16 protein-coding genes are annotated in these 19,527 nt (G+C 65.0%); 3 read left to right on the top strand and 13 right to left on the bottom strand.

Annotated elements, in window-relative coordinates; translation table 11 throughout:
* Positions 1-45: 45 nt before the first annotated feature.
* From bdcA to fmdA, 5 genes are all read right to left on the bottom strand, one after another.
* Complete coding sequence (bdcA, locus tag ACFFUC_RS06610; protein WP_377684683.1) at positions 46-759, bottom strand: SDR family oxidoreductase; 714 nt, start codon at positions 757-759, stop codon at positions 46-48.
* Positions 760-898: 139 nt separating this feature from the next.
* Positions 899-1,720 carry a 4,5-DOPA-extradiol-dioxygenase gene (gene ygiD, locus ACFFUC_RS06605; protein ID WP_377684681.1) on the bottom strand — a complete coding sequence of 274 codons (822 nt, stop codon included), beginning with the start codon at positions 1,718-1,720 and terminating at the stop codon, positions 899-901.
* A 244-nt stretch (positions 1,721-1,964) separates the two neighbouring features.
* Positions 1,965-2,261, bottom strand: coding sequence for a hypothetical protein (locus ACFFUC_RS06600; RefSeq protein WP_377684680.1), 297 nt, complete (start codon positions 2,259-2,261; stop codon positions 1,965-1,967).
* Positions 2,262-2,273: 12 nt separating this feature from the next.
* A complete protein-coding gene (locus ACFFUC_RS06595; protein ID WP_377684678.1) occupies positions 2,274-2,786 on the bottom strand; it encodes an AmiS/UreI family transporter in 513 nt (170 codons plus the stop codon).
* A gap of 60 nt (positions 2,787-2,846) precedes the next feature.
* Positions 2,847-4,073 carry a formamidase gene (gene fmdA, locus ACFFUC_RS06590; protein WP_377684676.1) on the bottom strand — a complete coding sequence of 409 codons (1,227 nt, stop codon included), beginning with the start codon at positions 4,071-4,073 and terminating at the stop codon, positions 2,847-2,849.
* A gap of 235 nt (positions 4,074-4,308) precedes the next feature.
* Here fmdA and ACFFUC_RS06585 point away from each other — a divergent pair, with 235 nt between their 5' ends.
* Positions 4,309-5,079, top strand: a complete 771-nt coding sequence (locus tag ACFFUC_RS06585) for a winged helix-turn-helix domain-containing protein (protein WP_377684674.1) — start codon at positions 4,309-4,311, stop codon at positions 5,077-5,079.
* Here the strand turns inward: ACFFUC_RS06585 and ACFFUC_RS06580 are convergent.
* A complete protein-coding gene (locus ACFFUC_RS06580) occupies positions 5,055-6,215 on the bottom strand; it encodes a sensor histidine kinase (RefSeq protein WP_377684672.1) in 1,161 nt (386 codons plus the stop codon). The two genes, ACFFUC_RS06585 and ACFFUC_RS06580, sit on opposite strands and share 25 nt — an antisense overlap.
* Positions 6,212-8,995, bottom strand: coding sequence for an ATP-binding protein (locus ACFFUC_RS06575; protein ID WP_377684670.1), 2,784 nt, complete (start codon positions 8,993-8,995; stop codon positions 6,212-6,214). The genes ACFFUC_RS06580 and ACFFUC_RS06575 overlap by 4 nt, the downstream gene beginning before the upstream one ends.
* Before the next feature lie 446 nt (positions 8,996-9,441).
* On the opposite strand from ACFFUC_RS06575, the gene ACFFUC_RS06570 reads away from it, so the two are divergent.
* Positions 9,442-10,485, top strand: a complete 1,044-nt coding sequence (locus ACFFUC_RS06570; protein WP_377684668.1) for an LLM class flavin-dependent oxidoreductase — start codon at positions 9,442-9,444, stop codon at positions 10,483-10,485.
* 537 nt (positions 10,486-11,022) lie between these two features.
* On the top strand, positions 11,023-11,880 hold the full coding sequence (locus ACFFUC_RS06565) for a glycosyltransferase 61 family protein (protein ID WP_377684666.1): 858 nt from the start codon (positions 11,023-11,025) through the stop codon (positions 11,878-11,880).
* Between the two features lie 32 nt (positions 11,881-11,912).
* Here the strand turns inward: ACFFUC_RS06565 and ACFFUC_RS06560 are convergent, their stop codons facing one another.
* From ACFFUC_RS06560 to ACFFUC_RS06535, 6 genes are all read right to left on the bottom strand, one after another.
* Positions 11,913-12,695 carry an ABC transporter ATP-binding protein gene (locus ACFFUC_RS06560; protein WP_377684664.1) on the bottom strand — a complete coding sequence of 261 codons (783 nt, stop codon included), beginning with the start codon at positions 12,693-12,695 and terminating at the stop codon, positions 11,913-11,915.
* Complete coding sequence (locus ACFFUC_RS06555; protein ID WP_377684662.1) at positions 12,692-13,672, bottom strand: FecCD family ABC transporter permease; 981 nt, start codon at positions 13,670-13,672, stop codon at positions 12,692-12,694. Before ACFFUC_RS06555 ends, ACFFUC_RS06560 begins: the two co-directional genes overlap by 4 nt.
* The gene (locus ACFFUC_RS06550; protein ID WP_377684660.1) at positions 13,669-14,643 is read right to left on the bottom strand and encodes a FecCD family ABC transporter permease; all 975 of its coding nucleotides are present in this window, start codon (positions 14,641-14,643) and stop codon (positions 13,669-13,671) included. The genes ACFFUC_RS06555 and ACFFUC_RS06550 overlap by 4 nt, the downstream gene beginning before the upstream one ends.
* The gene (locus ACFFUC_RS06545) at positions 14,640-15,626 is read right to left on the bottom strand and encodes an ABC transporter substrate-binding protein (RefSeq protein ID WP_377684659.1); all 987 of its coding nucleotides are present in this window, start codon (positions 15,624-15,626) and stop codon (positions 14,640-14,642) included. The genes ACFFUC_RS06550 and ACFFUC_RS06545 overlap by 4 nt, the downstream gene beginning before the upstream one ends.
* A complete protein-coding gene (locus ACFFUC_RS06540; RefSeq protein WP_377684657.1) occupies positions 15,623-17,326 on the bottom strand; it encodes an ABC transporter ATP-binding protein in 1,704 nt (567 codons plus the stop codon). The genes ACFFUC_RS06545 and ACFFUC_RS06540 overlap by 4 nt, the downstream gene beginning before the upstream one ends.
* A gap of 70 nt (positions 17,327-17,396) precedes the next feature.
* A complete protein-coding gene (locus tag ACFFUC_RS06535) occupies positions 17,397-19,520 on the bottom strand; it encodes a TonB-dependent siderophore receptor (RefSeq protein WP_377684655.1) in 2,124 nt (707 codons plus the stop codon).
* Between the last annotated feature and the right edge of the window lie 7 nt (positions 19,521-19,527).

Here is a 19,527-nt window from a genome sequence, read left to right as displayed (position 1 = left end):
AAACGGGGAGGCGCAGTGGGCCGGCAGGGGCGGACGGATTCGGCCTCAGGCCCCGAAACCGCCGTCGATCGTCTGCATCGAGCCGGTGACAAGGCCCGCCTCGGGGCCGGCGAGCCAGGCGACCAGCCCCGCGATTTCTTCGGTGCGGCCGTGGCGTTTGATCGCCATGAAGGCATGCATCACGTCCTTGAGCGGACCTTCCGCAGGATTGGCATCGGTGTCGATCGGACCGGGCTGAACGACATTGACCGTGATCCCGCGCGGGCCGAAATCGCGCGCCAGCCCGCGCGCCATGCCCTGAAGCGCCGATTTGGACAGCGCATAGGAGGCCATGCCGGACAAGGGCATCCGGTCGCCGTTGACCGAGCCGATCACGATGATGCGGCCGCCGTCGGGCATCTTCCGCGCGGCCTCGACCGCGGCGAAATAGGGGGTGATCGTATTGATGCGGATAAGGCGCTCGATCGCATCGGGGTCTTGCTCGAGCGGGTCGCCGAAGATCGCGACTCCCGAATTGATCACCAGAACATCAAGCGGGCCGCAAGAGGCGACCCGCGCGATCACCGCATCACGGTCGGCGCTGTCGGTGAGATGGGCGGTGGCGCCGGTCTCGCGCGCGAGCGCCTCGGCGGCGGCGCCCGAAGCGGCATAGGTAAAGGCCACTGTGGCACCTTCGGCGGCAAAGCGGCGCACGATGGTCGCGCCGAGGCTGCGGCTGCCGCCGAGCACGAGAACGGATTTTCCTTGGAAGGCGGGCATGGGGGGCTCCTTTTACTTGCGCATATTGTGCAAATAAGCAGCCAAAATGGCGCAAGCCTCAAGAGCGGAAAGCCAAACGCGCAAAGACCCGCCGGAGGCGCGTGCCTCGGGCGGGTCGGGCCGGTTTGGCTGAAGCGGTTTAATGGAAGATGAAGCTGCGCATCGAGACCGAAGCGATATCGATGGAATCGTTCATGAAGGTCAGCCGGTCCTTGTCGTCAGAGAGACCGGCGATGGTCAGCGCTGGCAGATAATGGTCGGGCGTGGGTTGGGCCATCGTGAAGAGGCTGCCCATCGCCTTACGGTCGGCCAAGGCGGCAAGATTGCGGTTTTCGAGGTTTTTGGCGAAATAGCCGTCGAACTCCTCGGCCCAATCATAGGGTTTGCCGCCCCAGCGCATGGTGCGCAGGTTATGGACGACATTGCCCGAACCGAGAATCAACACGCCTTTGCTGCGCAGATCCGCCAGATCCTTGCCGATGGTCAGATGCCAGTCGAGATCCTTCGACATGTCGATCGAGAGCTGGAAGACCGGCACGTCGGCCTCGGGGTAGAGCCGCGCCAGAACCGACCATGCGCCGTGATCGAGTCCCCAGGTGTCGTCGCCCTCGGCATGGTGGCTCGCGAGCAGGCTGACCACTTCGCGGGCGAGCTCGGGATCGCCGTGGGCGGGGTATTGCGCGGCATGAAGCTCGGGCGGGAAGCCGCGGAAATCGTGGATGGTGCGCGGCAGGGCCGAGACATCGACCAGCGTTGTGCCGTGGGTCATCCAATGCGCCGAGACCACGAGAATGGCCTGAGGGCGCGGCAGGGCACGGCCCAGCTCCTCCCACGACCGCGAATAGGCGTTATCCTCGATCGCGTTCATCGGCGAGCCGTGGCCGAGAAAAACCAGCGGCATGCGGTCCGAGGATTTCAGACGTTCCTTCAGATCCGCGAGTGCTTTTGCCGTCGTCGTCATGATGTGCTCCTCACGTTTTTCGCGACCGTCCGGCGGGCTGCGCCGCTTGTCGCTGTTGAGGACAATATCATGGCTTTCGATTGGGAATGTTATGGTGAGTTTAATTCCCTCTGTATCCACAAGATGTTCACAATCGCGGTCGGTCCGGAAATGGAACGGGCCAGAGACCTGCGCCTCCGGCCCTTTGCGGGTTTGTAAGGGGATGGTACGCCGCTCGCGGTTTCGCACCCGACTTACCGGTCTTTTAGCATTGGCCCAGCATCCAGCGCCGCGATGTCGGCGGCGCGGCTTTCTTGCACATGTTGCAGCCGCAGCTCGGCAGATGGCCGCGCTTGATCACCTTGGGCTCGCTCGAGGTGGCATCGGCGCGGGCCTCGGCGCGGCGCAGCCCGCTCGAGAGGCGGCTGATCTGCGGGATCGAGGGCAGGACCGCGCTGGTTTGCGCACAGCAGGGGCAGGGCGCACCGGCGCGGCTGGCCTCGTAGCTGGCCCAGTCGCTGAAAACCCCGTGGTCGTGGCAGGCGAAATCGTAAATCGGCATCACGCGATCCTTTCACATCAATCCGTCGAGAAGCAGGAAGCCCGGCAACCAGCCGGTCACGATCCCCGCAAGCAAGGTCACCAGAGCCGTCTGCTTCAGGATCGGTTTTCCCAAAGCGAGCAGCAGGAAATACATGAACCACAGGACCGCCCAGATCAGCCAATTCGTCGCCAGCCAGAATTCGGCACCATTGGACACGCTGCCATAGGCGCGGATGATGACGGGGATCAGGGTGATCGCGACAAAGAGGCTGAACCAGCCCAGACCGCGGCCGTCGACGCCGCTCAACCGGTTGTAGGCGACCCAGAAATAGGTGGTGGCGAACAAAAGCGTCAGCGCTCCCGCGCGGATGCTGTCTGCATTGGCGCCCGCCCCGAAGACCGACTGCAGCACCACCGCCGAGGCGACCAGTCCCGAGATCACGTTGACGACCACGATTTCGCGGTCCTCGATCTTGCCCATCAGCCAGAGCCCGTTGAGAAACAGGACCGCTCCGACCCAGAGCAGCAGAAATCCAAGTACCATGGGATTGCTCCTGAAAGCCCGCCTCCGGTCCGGCCGAAGGCGGGCGGTGGGTGGGAGGGATCAGCTCGATTTGGCCCAGGCCACATCCGGAACCGAGCGCTTGGGCCCGTCGGCATTCGGCCTGATGTCGAAGTCGAAAATGCCGGTCGGTATCGCCACGGTCGCGCAGACGTTGGGGATGTCGACAATGCTCGCGATGCGCCCCTCGATCGGCGCGGTCCCGAGGATCATATAGGCCTGCTCGCCCGAATAGCCGAATTTCTTGAGATATTCGATCGCGTTGAGGCAGGCGCGGCGATAGGCGACATGGGCGTCGAGATAATATTGCTCGCCCGAATGTTCATCGACCGAAATGCCCTGGAAGATCAGGTAATCGTCGAATTTCGGATCGATCGGCGAGGGGCGGAAGATCGGGTTGATGACGCCGTATTTCGCCATGCCACCCTTGATGATCTCGACCTTGACCTCGATCCAGCCCGCCATTTCGATCGCGCCGCAGAAGGTGATCTCGCCGTCGCCCTGGCTGAAGTGGATGTCGCCCATCGAAAGGCCTCCGCCGTTCACATAGACGGGGAAATAGACCTTGGAGCCGCGCGAGAGGTTCTTGATGTCGCAGTTCCCGCCATGTTCGCGCGGCGGGACCGTGCGCCATGCCTCGTTGGCGGCGGCCTCTTTGGCGGCGCCGGTCATTTCGCCCATCAGCGCGGTGGCGGCATGGGGCGGGTTGGCCAGAGGCGGCACGCGGCCTGGGTTGGTCGCGATCAGCTCGGCCTCGCGGCGGTTGGCTTCGGCGAGCAGCTTGTGATCGGGAAGGCAGCCGATCAGGCCAGGGTGGATGAGGCCCGGATAGCGCACGCCCGGAATATGGCGCGAGGTCGTATAGATGCCCTCGAAATCCCAGATCGACTTGCTGGCTTTCGGATAATGCTCGGTCAGGAAGCCGCCGCCGTTTTCCTTGGCGAAAAGCCCGTTGAAGCCCCATTTCGATTCGGGCAGCGCGCCGATGTCGAGAATATCGACGACCAGCAGGTCGCCCGGCTCCGCGCCGTAAAAGCCGAAGGGCCCCGAGAGGTAATGGACGCGCGTCAGATCGGCGTCGCGGATGTCGTTGGCGCTGTCGTTGTTGCCGACCTGACCGCCGGTCCAGTCGTAGCATTCGATGCGCAGGACCTCGCCGGTCTTGAACATGTCGACCATCGGAATGTCGGGATGCCAGCGGTTGTGGGTCTTTTGGGCGTTGTCCTCGGGGGCCTTCTTGAGATCCACTTCGAAAACGGTTCTGGACATTGTTTCCTCCCTATGTGGCGAAGGGGCGCCGAAGCGTGCCTTCTGCGACGATGGTGGCGGGGCAATGTAATCGCCGTGCGTTCGGGGGGCGGGATTTTTGTAACCCGTGCAACCGGCTTGTAACCGCTTTGTAACCGGCAGGGCTTTGCTGGGCGCGCGCGGGCGGTTTTGCGGGCGGCTATCCAAAGCGCGGGGCGCTTGTTATCCTGCCTCGAATTCGGGGGTGGAGGATCGGATGGAGGCGGCGAGGACGGTAGACAACCCTTTGGCAAAGCACCGGATTTTGTTTGTCGAGGATGATGCCGCTTTGGCGGGCTTCCTGCTGCGCTACGCCACCGAGGAAGGCTTCGCCGCCGAGATCGCGCCCAATGGTCCTGCGATGCGCGAGGCATTGGCACGCGCGCCGTTCGATCTCATCGTGCTCGATATCGGGCTGCCCGGCCGCGATGACGGCTATTCGCTAGCGCGCGAGGTCAAAAGCCAGCATTCGGCGGGGATCTTGTTTCTCTCGGCGCGCGACGAGGCGATAGACCGGATTGTCGGGCTAGAGATCGGGGCGGACGACTATCTCGTCAAGCCTTTCGAGCCGCGCGAGCTTCTGGCCCGCATCCGCGCCGTTTTGCGCCGCCTCCAGCCAGAGCCGGCCGCATTGCCGCCGATCCCCCAAGAAGCCGCCCCCGCGCGCGAGGATGCCCGCAAGGTGTTGCGTTTCGATGATTGGCATCTCGACCTCGAGGCGCGCCATCTGCGCCATCGCGACGGCTCGATCCGCGTGCTGACGGCGCAGGAATTCGCCTTGCTCGCGATCCTCGCGCAAAGGCCGGGACGGGTGTTGAGCCGCGACCAGCTGCTCGATTACGCCTCCAACCGCGACTGGACGCCCTATGACCGCTCGATCGATGTGATGATCGGGAAAATCCGCCGCAAGATCGGCGATACCGGCCCCGAGCACCGCGTCATCCGCACGGTGCGCGGCGCGGGCTATATGTTCGCGCCATCTGAGTGAGGAGCCGCTTCGGCCGTTGCCGCAACCGCTACCGCGGGTAGGTCGAGCACAGCTTGTGCGCCGCCCTGCGGGGCGTTCTCCAGCCGGAAGCGGCCTCCGCTCGAGAGGGCGAGGTGACGGATCATCGGCAGGCCGAGCCCGGTTCCTTGCGGCTTGGTCGTGAAGAAGGGATCGACCGCGCGCAAGGCGGCCTCGCCGCTCAAGCCCGGCCCGTCGTCGGTGACGGTCAGTCGGGCATAATCGCCGCCCTGACGGAGACGCCGCAAGGCGACGGTGACGCGCCCCTCTCCGCCGGTCGCGTCGCGGGCATTGATCAAAAGGTTGACCATCGCGGTGCCGATCATGGCGGGATCGGCCAGAACCATGAGCGGCTCCTCGGGAAGAGACAGCGTGATCGCGAGCCCGGCGCAGAGGGTGGAGCGCATCATGGCGACCGCCTCGGCGACCTGCGGGCGCAGGTCGACCGGAGCCAATGCGGCGCTACGGTTGCGCCGGAAATCACCCAGCCGCGTCACCACGCTGGTCGCCGAGGCTCCGGCATGAAGGGCGTCGCGGGCATAGGGCAGAAGCCGTGCATCGCTGCCGCCGTCCTTCTCCAGCCGCTCGACCAGCACCGACAGATTGGCCTGCACCACCGCGAGCATATTGCGGAAGTCGTGCGAAAGCCCCGCCGCAAGCTGCGAGGTCGCCTCGAGTTGACGCAGATGGGTCAATTCGCGCTCGGCCTGCGCCTTGTCCTCGCGAAGGCGCAGGATCTCGCCCGCCCGCCCCAAGGCGCGCATCAGCTCGTCGAGAAAGAAGGGTTTGCGCAGGAAGTCATGCGCACCTGCCTGCATCGCGGCAATGGCGCTATCGACCGAGGCATAGCCGGTCATGATGATGACGATCAGATCGGGGCGCAAAGCCTTGAGCCGCGCTGCCAGCTCGGTGCCGTCCTCGTCGCGGATGCGGATGTCCAGAAGCGCGATCTGAGGTTCTTGGGCAAGCAGCAAGGCCACGGCTTCGGCACCGTGACCGGCGAGGATGCAGTCGATCCCCTCGAGCGCCAAAGCGCGCGAGGTCGAGACCGCGAAATCATGCTCGTCATCCACGATCATCAGGCGCGGGCGCTGGGAATGTGTTCCCGCTTCGTTCATGTCTGGTCCCCGACGGAAAGGCGCATCACGGTTCCCGCCGCGCCGCTTTGGGCAATCCATGCGTCGCCGCCATGCATCTGCGCGACGCGGCGCACCAGCGGCAGGCCCAGCCCGACGCCTGCGCCCTTGGTGGTGAATAGCGGATCGAAGGCGCGGGCGCGCAGCTCGGGCGGCATGCCGGCACCGTTGTCGGTGACCTCGATCACGGTTTGGCCGCGGGCTTGCCCGCTGGGGCCGGTGGCCGGAGCCGTGCTGCGATAGGCGCGCAAGGTGATCCGGGGCGTGCGTCCTGCGGCTTCCGCGGCATGGCCCGCATTGTCGACGAGGTTGTGGATCGCGAATTGCAGACGCGAGGGATCGCATCGGATCTGCATGCCTTGCGCGATTTCGAGCGTGACGAAACGCCCGAAGGATTGTTCGGCAAGGCTCGCCCCAAGCCATGCTCCCAGATCGACCGGCACGATCTCGTTCGCGCCCTGACGCGCGAAATCGAGCAGGATGTCGATGATGCGGCCGCATCGGCGGATGTTGCGGCGGATGCGCTCGACGTCTTCTTCGGCCTCGGGGCCGAGACCGGGGTTGCGCGAGAGGACCTCGACCGAGCTGGTGATCGTGCCCAAAGGGTTGCGCAGCTCGTGGCTGATGGTGGCCGCGACTTCGCCCACGGCGGCAAGGCGCTGGTTCAGGGCAAGCTCGCGCTGGGCAACCCCGAGACGTGTCAGGGCGCCCAGCAGATCCTCTTCGGTCAGCCGCTTGCGTTCGATCGCCATGACGACCCAGATGGCGACGAGGGCGAGCAGCGGCGTGATGCCGAGAAAGAAGTGCAGCACGAGGCGGGGGTCGTGAAAGCCCGAGGCGAGATAGCGCGCGACAAGATAGAGGCAGCCCAGCCCCGCCATGAGCGCGGCAAAGACCGCGACGATCTGCCAGAGCCTTTGCCAAAAGCGCGGCGAAACGCGGGGCAGGGCAAGGCCCGCCGTCCGGATCGGGGGCGCGATCATAGGGGCGTGGGGCGTAAGGGGAACAGAGGTGATCATGGGCGCTGCAAGGGGCGCGGGTCCCTTTGCGGCTCCGGCAAGGGCGCGGGGGCGCTTGCAGTAATCGCGGCAATGCGGATCGAGGCTGCAGCACAACGAACAGATCGGCCGCTCGTAGAAGGTGCAATAGGCCATGTCGCGGGATTCGTAGCCGTGGGTGCAGATGGCGCAGAGACAGGAAGTCTCGTGGTCGAAGACATGGGGCTCGCGCGCGAAATAGGCGGCGCTGCCGCGCATGACCCCGATGGTGATCGCTGTGGCCAGAGAGACGACGAAGGCGATGGGCGGCGACCAGGCCTGAAGGAAGGGTCCGCCTGTCCCGAGGAAAAGCGCGATACCCACCGCGCCCCCCAGCGCCATGCCGCCGCAGCCGACCGGATTGAAATCGGGCAGATAGGCACGTTTGAACTCGATGAGTTTCGGGCTGCGGCCAAGAGGTTTGAGCACGACCAGATCGGCAATGATCGCGCCCAGCCATGCAAGGGCGAGGTTGGCATAGATCGCGAGCACGGCCTCGAGGGTCGAAAAAACCCCCATCAGCATGAGCGCGCAGCTGACCACGACGTGAAAGATCAGCCAGACCAAGCGGCCCGGGTGGTAGCGCGTGACGCGCAGAAAGAAGTTCGACTGTGCCAGAGAGCCGGCATAGGCATTGGTCACGTTGATCTTGACCTGCGCGAGCAGCACATAGGCCGTCGCAAAGAGCAGCGCGACCGGCGGGGTGAAGACATGCTGGAAGGCCTGCCAGAACATGCCGATCGGCTCGACCGCGAAATCGGGTGCCATGCCGTCGCCGATGGCCAGCGTCACCAGAAAGCTGCCCATCAGGATCTTGGTGCCTCCGATCAGGATCCAGCCCGGTCCCGCCATGATCAGGGCCCCCCACCAACGGAGTTTCGGTGTCGTCTCTTTGGGGGGGAGGAAGCGCAGGTAGTCGACCTGCTCGCCGATCTGGAGGGTGAGGGCGCAAAGGACGCCGATCGCCGCCCCGAGCGAGAGCCAGCTGAAACTGTGGCCGCTGCCGGATTGCCAGCGGCTCCATGCCTCGGGTTCGGCAATGGCGATGACCACGAAGGGCAGAAGACCCAGGACGATCCAGGGAATTTGCGTCAGCATCTGGAAGCGCGAAATCGCTGTCATTCCCCGCGCCGCGAACGGCAGGATGAAGAGCGTCGAGACCAGATAGCCCAGAGGCAGCGGCAATCCCGTGCTGAGCGACAGGGCTTGCGCGATGATCACGCCCTCGAGGGCAAAGAAGATGATCGTATAGGTGGCATAGATCAGTGATGTGATCGACGAGCCGATATAGCCGAAGCCCGCCCCCCGCGTCAGCAGGTCCATATCCACATTGGTGCGCGCCGCGTGATAGGCGATGGGCAGGCAGGTCAGGAAGATGAAGACGGAAACGACGAGAACTGCGATCACGGTGGTCTCGACGCCCCAAGAGAGGGTGAGCGCCGCCCCGATCGCCTCGAGTGCCAGAAACGAGATGCCGCCCAGCGCGGTATTGGCGATGACGAAGGGGCTCCAGCGGCGGTGGTTCACGGGGGCGTAGCGGAGTGCGTAATCCTCGACCGTTTCGTCGGCGACCCATGATTGATAACTGCGCTGTTCCGGCTCGAAACCGGGAAAGGGATATGCGGGCTGCGGTTGCTCCGAGTCCAGTTGTCCGTGCTCCGCATGGGGCAACCTGCGCTCCGCACCAAGATGCGGCGGGCGCTCGGCCTCTATCCTGATTGTCATGCTCCCTCCCCGGGGTTGTCGCGGCGCATGCGCCAGCCGACAAAGCGATCCTAGAGGCGAATTTCCGTTCTGGGAATGCGGTGCGGGGCGCTGTCGCGGGATTTTGCGCGCGATGGGAATGCCGCGAAACCTTTGGGGCAGGTGGGGGTGGAAGCGCTCGCGTCTACGGGGGGACGGATGCGGGAAACGCTGGGCGAATGGTCGACGTTCTCTATATGTTCCGTTGCCGCGGAGCGGCAGACTTCACCGTCGTGATTTCGCGCAGCGCCCGATCGGCCTAAGAATCCGCAAGGATCACGCGCGGCGCTGGGCTGGGGCTTGGAGGATGCGGGTGGTGACCCAAGCGGCGATCCCCTTAGCAGTTAGGGATAAAAACGCTTTGAACATGGCGAAACCGCAAGCGACATCCTATCTCATTTGTCGAACATGTATAGCAGGATCGCAAAATGGCGGAACAGGTATCTCTCGGACTAGACACTTTCGGCGATGTGACCAACGGGCCCGACGGCCAGCCCAAGCGGCAGGACGAGGTTTTGCGCGATGTGGTGGCGCAGGCGGTTCTGGCCGATCAGCTCAATATCGACTTCATCGGGCTTGGCGAGCACCATCGCCCCGATTTCGCGCTGTCCTCGCCCGAGGTGGTGCTGGGCGCGATTGCCGGCCAGACCAAGCGCATCAAGCTGGGCACGGCGGTCACGGTCTTGTCCTCGGATGATCCGGTGCGCGCCTTCCAGCGTTTCTCGACGCTCAATGCGGTCTCGAACGGGCGGGCCGAGCCCATCCTCGGCCGCGGCTCCTTTACGGAAAGCTATGCGCTTTTCGGCTATGACATGAGCCATTACGAGCAGCTCTTCGAGGAAAAGCTCGACCTCTTCGCCCGCCTCGTGCGCGAGGAGCGCGTCACATGGTCGGGCGAGACCCGCTCGGCGCTTGAGGATCAGGTGGTCTATCCGCCGCTCGGGCCGGAGGGGATGAAGGTCTGGGTCGGCGTCGGCGGCAGTCCCGAATCCGTAATCCGCGTCGTGCGGCAGGATCTCAACCTGATGCTGGCGATCATTGGCGGCGATCCTGCGCGTTTCGTGCCTTATGTCGATCTGTACAAGCGCGCGACCGAACAACTCGAACGGACCGCGCGCCCGATCGGTGTCCATTCGCCGGGCCATGTCGCGGCAACCGATGCCGAGGCGATCGAGCAGCTTTGGCCGAATTTCTCGGCGGCTTTCGGGCGGATCGGGCGCGAGCGCGGCTGGCCGCCGATGACCAAAGAGAGCTACCTCGCCGAAGTCCATCAAGGCTCGCTTTATGTCGGCAGCGTCGAGACCGTGGCGCGCAAGATCGCCAAGACCGTCAAGACCTTGGGGCTTGGTCATTTCGATCTGAAATATGCCACCGGCCCGATGCCGCACGAGCAGCTGATGGAGAGCATCCGTCTGTATGGCGAAGAGGTAATTCCGATGGTGCGCGACATTCTGGCCACCGACAAAGCCTGACAGTCTTTTGCATGGCGCGAGGCAGGGCGCGGCGCGGGTGTTATCGCGCCGCCTGATCCGGCTGCGGACAAACGGTCCCGAGGGTACGGGGCCGTTTGTTGTTTGCGGTGCCGGCTTTTCACGCTGCGTAAGAAGCCGTTCATCCAGATGATTTTTTATTGTGCCGCCAAAAGGCTGGCAGTACTTCGCGAGATGCGCCGACCCCGTGCCTGTTTGAACTTTTGGTTCGGGGGATCGCGCTTCCCGCAGAGAAGAAATCACGACGCCCATCGCTCTGCGGCTGAATCTAAATCATTGATTACACCAACTGATAATGCCACATTCTCTTCAATGGTCTGCGGGTTTTGTCATGAATATCGTTCCGATTACCTATCTCGCGAGAAAAGCGTTCAAGAAGCAGCGCAGCGCCGCAGAGGCTGCCGACAAAGTGGTCGAGGTCTGGCCCGCAGAAGTGGCGCTGCGTCCGAAGGCCTATTTCGATCGGCACAGCTCGACCGCATCCGGGCCTTTCAATCCATGGGCGGGCGCGAGGCGCAGATGGCGCGCATCACCGAGGGTAGCGTCACCCATGCCGCGACCCGCGCCCTTCATTTCCGCAATGCGCGCCTGCTCGGCGGCAGCTTTTATTCGCGCGGAAGCCGCAGCCAGCTGTTGATGCAGCGCCCTCCGCGCGGGCCGCGTTTCGTCGAGGAAAAGATCGAAAGCGCCGCGCTGGTCGGCACGCCGATCGGCAGCATTTTCTTTGGCCATTACCTGATGGACGATTCAGCGACGACTTTGCTCGCGCAGGAGTTCGGCCCTGTCTACCGCGCCAGAAACAAGCTGATGGAAAGCTGGACCCATGCGAATTCCTACCGCCGGCTGATGGATCTCGAAGTGCCCGAGCTCCCCGATACCTATCTGTCGGAGGCCTGGCTTTTCGAGGATCTCGGCATGAATGCGCATCGCCGCCAAAGGATGAAGCAGGTGCGCGCGCGACTGGCCGGTCTGCCCGCCGATCAGTCGGGCCACCGCGTTTTCATCATCCGTGGCAGTTTCGGTCAGAATCTGCGGATTTTGGAGAACGAGGCCGCCTTGGCCGAGGCGCTGTCACAGCGCGGCTTTACCATCGTCAATCCGATGCAGGAAAGCACCGCCGAGATCATCCGCAAGATCGCGGGCGCGTCTCTGGTCGTCTCGGTCGAAGGCAGCGCGCTGACCCATGCCTATCTGACCATGCAGGAAGGGGGCGCGATGATCACCATCCAGCCGCCTTACCGTTTCGATAATGTCTGGAAGGATTTCACCGATCTTCTGGGCATGCGCTATGGTTTCGTGGTGGGCGAGGGCGATCAGGAGCGCTTCCGCGTCAGCGTCGACGATGTGATGCGCGCGGTCGATCTGATTTCGGCATAGGAGGTCGCCTTTTCTCCCAGCCGGCGTTTCGCCTAAAGCGGGATCACCATCGGGGTGCCCGCGACCGGATCGCGCTCGATCAGGGTCGCCATGCCGAAGGCCGCCAGCATATTGGCGGGGTTCAGGACCTGCGCGGGCGCACCCTGCGCCACCAGACCCTGCGGCGAGAGCAGCACCAGATGATCGGCATAGCGCGCCGCAAGATTGAGGTCGTGGAGCACGGCGACAATGCTGCGGCCTTCTTCGCGGTTGAGCCGCTGCAAAAGTGCCAGAACCTCGACCTGATGGGGCAGATCGAGCCATGTCGTCGGCTCGTCGAGCAGAAGATGCGGGGTCTCTTGCGCCAGAGCCAAAGCGATCCAGACGCGCTGGCGCTGCCCGCCCGAGAGCTCGGCCAAGGGCCGTTCGGCCAGTTCCGCAACGCCGGTTGCCGTCATGGCGCGCAGGCAGGCGGCCGCATCGGCCTTGCTCCAGCCCGCAAAGAGCCCGCGCCACGGTGCGCGCCCGCGCGCGACCAGCGCCTCGACGGTGATGCCTTCGGGCGCGGTGGGCGCTTGCGGCAAAAGCCCCAGCCTTCGCGCTGCCTTGGTTGCGGCCATTGCGGTCAGGTTCTCGCCGTCGAGCAGGACCTCGCCCGCGCGGGGGCGGATCAGGCGGGCGAAGCTGCGCAGAAGCGTCGATTTCCCGCAGCCGTTCGGCCCGAGAATGGCGGTAAAGCGCTGCTCGGGCAGAGCGAGCGTCAGGTCCTTCAAGATCATGCGCGTGCCGTAGGAAACGCTCAGATTGCGCGCCTCGAGGCCGGTTCTTGCGGTCATAGCTGACCCTCTTTCATTTCGCGGGCCAAAAGCCACAGAAGATAGGGACCGCCCAAAAGGCCGGTCAGCGCGCCAACCGGAAGCTGGATGCCGCCGATCCCGATCCGCGCCAGAAGATCCGCCAGCGTCGCGATCAACGCGCCGGTGATGCCCGCCGCCGCCATTCGCGCGCCGGGGGCTCCCCATTGCCCCAAGCGGCGCGACAACGGCGCGGCCATCAGCGCGATGAAGGGCAAGGGCCCCGCGACGGAAACCGCTGCCGTCGCCGCGAGAACGGCAACGAACGTCAGGCCGAGGCGGGCGCGCTCGACGCCCAACCCGAGGGTTGCGGCGAGATCGTCGCCCAGTTCGAGCAGCGCAAGCGCCCGCGCCATTGCGGCGGCCGCGCTTCCGACGAGGACCAGAGAAAGGGCGATCTGCCGGACATGGTGCCAGTCGCGTGCAACCAGCGATCCTGCCAGCCAGCGCTGCGCATCGGCGGCCTCGGTCAGGGGCAGGCGCGACAGCAGCAAGACCGCGCCCGCACCGAAGGCCGCAGCAATGCCGATGCCGACAAGAACCAGACGGAGCGGGCTGGTGCGGCCTTCCCTGCGGCTCAGGCCGAAGACCAGTGCCGCCGCCGCCAGACCGCCGCCCGCCGCGCCAAGGCTGGTGCCGATCCCCGCCGCGCCGCCAGAGCGCAGCGCCAGCACCGTCCCGAAGGCCGCGCCCGAAGTGAAACCCATCACATCGGGCGAGGCGAGGGGATTGCGCAGCACCATCTGGAAGATCGCGCCCGACAGGCCCAAGGCCGCGCCCGCGCCCGCTGCGGTCAGGATGCGCGGCAGGCGCAACTCCCACAGGATCAAGCGCGCGCTGGGACTCTCTCCGGTGAGCGCCTGCCAATAGGCGGAGGCGGGCAGGTCGACCTCGCCCACGCATATTCCGGCAAGGATCAGCGTAGAAAGCGCGAGGACCAGCAGCGCGAGGCGGTTCACGACAGGGCCTCCAACCGGATGCGGCGAACGACCGCGACAAAGACGAGACCGCCCAGAACGGCGCTGACGGTTCCGGCGCGGATCTCGCCCTGCGGCAGCAGGATCCGGCCCGCGACATCGCACAGGATCAGGGTTGTCGCGCCGATCAGCCCCGCACGCAGCATCAGGGGACGCAAGGCGATGGTGCCGAAAGCGCGGGCCAGATGCGGTGCCATCAAGCCGATGAAGGAGATCGGTCCCGCGACATTGACCGCAGCCCCCGACAAAAGCGCGATGGCGGCAAGGCTCAGGATACGGATCCGCCAAAGGTTCTGGCCGAGGCCGACGGCCGCCTCCTCGCCCAGAGCCAAGGTCTCCAGCGCAGGTGTAAGCAAGAGCGCGAGTGCAGCTCCCGAAAGCGCGGTCACGGCCATTGCGGCCAACGGGCGGCTCGCGGCATCGCCGAGAGAGCCGATGACCCAGAAGCGGTATTCGTCAAGCGCCGAGGCGCTGACCAGCACAGCGACGGTGATCGCCGAAATCAGGAAAGCATTGAGCGCCATTCCCGCCAGCGCGAGCCGCGCGGGTCCGATCCCGCCCTGTCTCGCGCCGCCGAAAAGGATCAACGCGCAGGTGGTCAGCGCCGCGCCGCCGAAGGCCAGCCAGATCGTGCCCGCGCCAAGTCCCGCCAAAGCGCCCAGAACCACGGCAAGGCCCGCGCCGGCATTGATTCCCAATATCCCCGGCTCGGCCAGGGGGTTGCGGGTCAGGGCCTGCATCAAAGCCCCGGCCAGCCCGAGCGCCGTGCCCGCGATCAGACCCGCATAAAGGCGCGGCAGGCGCAGCTGGGTGATCGCCAGATGGTCGGGATTGCTCGGATCGAGAGCGCTTAGCGCGGCCCAGACTTCGGGCAGGGGCACCGGCCGCGCGCCGACAACCAGCGCGGCGCAGGCCGCAAGGGCCAAGGCGGGCAGAAGCAAAAGCGCCTTCACCGGATCAGCCCCGCCGCTTGGGCCGAGGGCACTTTGGTCAGCGGATCGCCGTCGGCGGCCGCCGCGATTTCGGCGGGCAGACGGTCGAGCACCCAAGGCAGCGACAAAAGCGTTGCATGGCCGAGCGCACCGGCCATCAGCTCGTCCGCCCAGACCTCGCCACCGGTTCGGGACGCGCGCAAAGCGGGGCGCAGGGGCATGGCCGCGACCTCTGCGGCCTTGGCGGTCCCCCCGATCCAGAGGATGAGATCGGCATCCATTGGGGCCAGATCCTCGGGTGAAAGCTCGCGATAGAAGCTTTCGCCGCGATGGGGCTCGAGGGCCTCGGGGATGCGAAAACCCAGATTGATCAACACATCGGCACGGGCATCGCCGGGCAGAAAGACGGCAGGCGCGCCGCCGGAATAGGTCGCGGCCACGGCGGTCATCCCCGCCCATTCGGGATGGGCGTCACGGATTTCGCCAAAGCGGGCACGGATCGCGTCGATGCGCGCTTGCGCTTCGGCCGCGTGTCCTGTCGCGCGCCCGATCCCGAGGGCGAGCGCATCCCAAGGAGTGTTGTAGGCGCCATATTCGGGCGCGGAGGCAATGGTCGGCGCAATCCGCGACAGCATGCGGAATTCCTGCGCGCTGATCCCCGAGGAGACCGCATAAATCAGATCCGGATCTAGCAGCGCGATGCGTTCGAACGAGATTTCGCCGCGCAGGACCTCGGGGCTTTCGCCGCGCAAAGCTGCCTCGGCCCAAGGCCAGACGCCCTGCGGATAGGGGCCGTACCAATAGCGCAGCCCGACCGGAACGACGCCGAGCGCCAGCAGATCGTCATGGGCGACATAGCCGAGCGAGACGACGCGGCGGGGCGCTTGGGTCACGTTGGTCGGGCCGAAAAGCCCGTCGAAGACCTGAGGGAATTCCTGCGCGAATGCGGGCGCGGGCAGGGCTGCCAGCGCCAGTGCCGCGCAGAAGTTCCTTGCCCGCCTCATGCGGCGCTCAGCCTTGCATAGCGCCCGCCGCTTTCGCTCAGCTCGGCATGGCTGCCCAGTTCGGCAATCCGGCCGTCCTCGATCACGGCGATGCGGTCGGCGTCGCGGATCGTGCCGAGGCGGTGGGCGATGACCAGCGTGGTGCGCCCGACCGCCAGACGTTCGAGGGCCGCCTGAATTTCCGCCTCGGTCTGGGTGTCGAGCGCCGAGGTCGCCTCGTCCAAAATCAGGATCGGCGGGTTCTTGAGGAAGATCCGCGCAATCGCCACGCGCTGCTTTTGTCCGCCCGAAAGCGTCACGCCGCGCTCGCCCACGATCGTGTCCAGCCCCTCGGGGAGGCCCTCGATCAGGCTTGAAAGCTGGGCAAGTTCGGCGGCTTGCCGGATGTCGTCCTCACCGGCATCCAGCCGGCCGTAGGCGATGTTTTCGCGCAACGTGCCGCCGAACAGGAACACATCCTGCGAGACGATGCCGATCTGGCGGCGCAGGCTTTCCAGCGTGAAATCGCGGATATCGGTGCCGTCGATGGTGATGCGCCCCGAGGTCGGCTCGTAAAAGCGCGGCAAAAGCGCCAGCAGCGTCGTCTTGCCCGCGCCCGAGGGGCCGACAAAGGCCATCGTCTCGCCGGAACGGACGTTCAGGGAGATGTCTTGCAGGTTCGGGCGGTCGGGATCATAGCCGAAACCGACATTCTCGAAGCGGATCTCGCCCTTCAGCGCCGTGGCCGCATGCGCGCCTTCGCGGTCGGCAATATCGGGGTCGGTGTCGAGCAATTCCTGATAGCGACGGAATCCGGCGATGCCGCGCGGATAGACCTCGAGGACGGCAGCGATTTTTTCCAGCGGGCGGAAAAAGACCCCGACCAGCAGCAGGAAGCCGACAAAGCCGCCCGCCGACAGATCGCCCTTGAGCACATAGGACGCGCCCGCGACCATGATGACCACCTGCACGCCGCGCATCCCGATATAGTTGAGCGATTGCGAGGCGGCCATGATGCGGTAGGCATCGAGCTTGACCTTGCGGTATTGGTGGTTGTCCTCGGCAAAGCGGGCGCGCTCGTGGTCCTCGTTGGCGAAGGCCTGCACGACGCGGATGCCGCCGACGTTTTCTTCCAGCCTGACGTTGAAATTGCCGACGCGGGAATAGATCTCGCGCCAGGTGGCGGTCATGCGGCCGCCATAATAGCTGACCAGCGCGACGGTGGCGGGCACGATCACCACGGTCATCAGCGCCAGCGGCGTGTGGATCATCATCATCAGGATGAAGGCGCCGACAAAGGTCATGATGGCGACGAAAAGATCCTCGGGGCCGTGATGGGCGACCTCGCCGATTTCTTCCAGATCGCGGGTAACACGGGCGACCATATGGCCGGTGCGCTGACGGTCGAAATAGCTGAAAGACAGCTTCTGGATATGATCAAAAGCGCGGCGGCGCATCTCGGTTTCGATATTGATGCCGAGCATGTGGCCCCAATAGGTCACGACCGCCATCAGGCCCGCATTGACCAGATAGACAAGGCAAAGCGCACCGGCCGCCACCAGAGTCAGCGACCAGTTGCCCTGTGGCAAAAGCACGTCGATGAACCCCTGGATGGCGACGGGGAAGGCCAGCTCCAGCAGGCCCAGAACCACGGCGGCAGAAAAGTCGATCAGGAAAAGCGTTTTCCACGGGCGGTAATAGGCAAAGAAATCTTTCAGCATCATCAACTCCGACGGCCCGCCCCGGATGCTGTCCGGGACAGGCCTGATTTTCGGTTAAGGCGACCTGCGATCAGAAGCTCTTGCGCAGGGTCAGGCTGGCATTGCGCCCTTCGCCGTCATAGCACCAATAGCCGGTTTGGCAGGAGGCGGTGTAACGCTTGTCGGTGACGTTCGAGACGGCCAGATTGGCCTCCCAGCCACCGTCGAAGCGGTAGTTCGCACCCAGATCGAGCACCGTGTAATCTGGCACGCGCAGGGTGTTTTCATTATCGGCCCAGCTCTTGCCGGTCCAGCGCAGGCCGCCGACAAGCGTCCAATCGGGGGCCTGAACCGGCGTCCAGCTGATGCGGACCGCAGCGGTCGCATCGGGCGTCGAATAGGGGGTCTTGCCGATGACGGCGGTATTGGGATCGCTCAGGATCTCGACATCGAGCTTGGTAAGCTCGGCCTCGATGCGCAAGGCGTCGGTCAGCTTGCCGCGGGCCTCGAGCTCGACCCCGCGCGAGCGGACCTCGCCCAACTGGCGCGCAATGCCTCCGATCACCGATTGGGTGATGTTGTTGCGGCGGATGTCGAAGACGGCGGCGGTCAGCAGAAGGTCTTCGTTCGCCTCCCATTTCACGCCGGCCTCCAACTGGCGGCCGCTCTCGGGCGAGGCGGTCTCGCCGCTGGTATCGGTCACGACTTTGGGCAGGAAATAGGTCGAGACGCTGGCATAGGGCGTCACGCCGTTGGCGAAGGTCCTGGCGATGCCGAAGCGTCCGCTCCATTGCGCATCCGAGCGCGACATGCCCGCCGCGCCGGTGGCGTGGTTGGTGCCGGCCTCGGTTTTGACGTGGTCGTAGCGCGCATTCAGCGTCGCGATCCAGCCGTCGCCCCAGCGGATCTGGTCCTGCGCATAAAGGCCGATCTGCTTTTGGCTCATGCGCTGGTCGATATAGGGCACGGCGGCAGGCTGCGTCGCGCCATATTGCGGATCGACAAAATCGAGCGGCGTGCCGAGCGCGCTGGCCTGCATCTGGTCCATGCGGAAATATTTCAGATCGAGACCGAAGAGCAGGCTGTGCTCGGTCGCGCCCCAGTTGGCGGTGGTGGTGGCGCGGGTATCGCTCAGAGCGGTGACGGCGGTGGTCTCGTGGTCGAAGACCAGACGCGACATCGTGCCCCGATCATTGCCAGGCACCAGCGAGAAACCCTCGTAGCCATAGGCATAGACGCTGTCTTCCTCGACTTTCGCGCGGCCGATGCGGGTGGTGTTCTCGATCCGCCAGTCGCCGAGATCCTGCGCATAGCTGAAGCGCGCGGTGATCTGGTCGCGCTCGTAACGGTCGTGGTCCGGCTCGCCCGAGTTGAAATAGCGGTCGATCCTGCCGAAGGGTGCATTGGTGACGGTGCCGACATAGGGCAGCCACGCTCCGCCGACATGGCTTTCGTCGACGCGCAGATAATCAAGGCCGAAGCCGAGCTCCGCCCCCGTGTCGAGCTGGTGCAGGACCGAGCCCGACAGCAGCCCGTGCACGCCCGGATCAAACGCGCCTCGCCCGTCCTGACGTTCGAGCTTGGCCATCAGCCGGTAGGAGGTCGCATCGTCAATGACGCCGTTATGATCGACCGAGGTCCAAGCCCCGCCTTCTTCCTCGATCCCGAATTCCAGCGCGGTCGAGCGTGTGCCCGTGGGCCTTTTGGTGACATAGTTCACGATGCCGCCGGGGTTGGAGCTGCCGTAAAGCACCGACGAGGCGCCTTTGAGCACCTCGATCCGCTCGACCATGAAGGGATCGACGTAAAAGCCGCCGAAGCCGAAAGAGTAGTTCGCCAGCCCGTCCTGAAAGATCCCGTTCGCGGTGGCGGCAAAGCCGCGCACCATGATCCAGTTGGTGTCGCTGTCGTAGCCGTAGGGCTGGCCGATCACTCCGGCGGTATAGCCGAAAGCCGCATCCAGCTTGGTCAGGTTGTCCTGCCGGATCGTGTCCTGACCGATGACCGAGACCGATTGCGGGATCTCTGTCACGGCGGTCGCGTTTTTCACGCCGGTCAGGGTGCGCGGATTGGCGCGGGTCACGGGGCCGGTGCCGGTCTCGCCGGCCTCGATCACCACCGTATCAAGCTGGACCGGATCCTGCGCCAGCGCCGCGCCGCAAAGGGCGGTCTGGCAGCTCAGAAGGGTCAGCACGGAAAGACGTTTTGTCAGCATCCTGTTT

The sequence above is a fragment of the Paracoccus cavernae genome, from assembly GCF_042430175.1.
GTDB lineage: Bacteria > Pseudomonadota > Alphaproteobacteria > Rhodobacterales > Rhodobacteraceae > Paracoccus > Paracoccus cavernae.
Note: the sequence above shows the minus strand (reverse complement) of the source record. Positions and strands in the feature narration are given on the sequence as shown.

Bases quoted from the DNA above. Each gene is read 5' to 3' on its own strand.
- ACFFUC_RS06580 (WP_377684672.1), bottom strand. From the start codon at position 6,215: ATGAACGAAGCGGGAACACATTCCCAGCGCCCGCGCCTGATGATCGTG.
- ygiD (WP_377684681.1), bottom strand. From the start codon at position 1,720: ATGACGACGACGGCAAAAGCACTCGCGGATCTGAAGGAACGTCTGAAA.
- ACFFUC_RS06535 (WP_377684655.1), bottom strand. From the start codon at position 19,520: ATGCTGACAAAACGTCTTTCCGTGCTGACCCTTCTGAGCTGCCAGACC.
- fmdA (WP_377684676.1), bottom strand. From the start codon at position 4,073: ATGTCCAGAACCGTTTTCGAAGTGGATCTCAAGAAGGCCCCCGAGGAC.
- ACFFUC_RS06540 (WP_377684657.1), bottom strand. From the start codon at position 17,326: ATGCTGAAAGATTTCTTTGCCTATTACCGCCCGTGGAAAACGCTTTTC.
- ACFFUC_RS06595 (WP_377684678.1), bottom strand. From the start codon at position 2,786: ATGGTACTTGGATTTCTGCTGCTCTGGGTCGGAGCGGTCCTGTTTCTC.
- ACFFUC_RS06600 (WP_377684680.1), bottom strand. From the start codon at position 2,261: ATGCCGATTTACGATTTCGCCTGCCACGACCACGGGGTTTTCAGCGAC.
- bdcA (WP_377684683.1), bottom strand. From the start codon at position 759: ATGCCCGCCTTCCAAGGAAAATCCGTTCTCGTGCTCGGCGGCAGCCGC.
- ACFFUC_RS06545 (WP_377684659.1), bottom strand. From the start codon at position 15,626: ATGAGGCGGGCAAGGAACTTCTGCGCGGCACTGGCGCTGGCAGCCCTG.
- ACFFUC_RS06585 (WP_377684674.1), top strand. From the start codon at position 4,309: ATGGAGGCGGCGAGGACGGTAGACAACCCTTTGGCAAAGCACCGGATT.
- ACFFUC_RS06560 (WP_377684664.1), bottom strand. From the start codon at position 12,695: ATGACCGCAAGAACCGGCCTCGAGGCGCGCAATCTGAGCGTTTCCTAC.
- ACFFUC_RS06565 (WP_377684666.1), top strand. From the start codon at position 11,023: ATGGCGCGCATCACCGAGGGTAGCGTCACCCATGCCGCGACCCGCGCC.
- ACFFUC_RS06570 (WP_377684668.1), top strand. From the start codon at position 9,442: ATGGCGGAACAGGTATCTCTCGGACTAGACACTTTCGGCGATGTGACC.
- ACFFUC_RS06575 (WP_377684670.1), bottom strand. From the start codon at position 8,995: ATGACAATCAGGATAGAGGCCGAGCGCCCGCCGCATCTTGGTGCGGAG.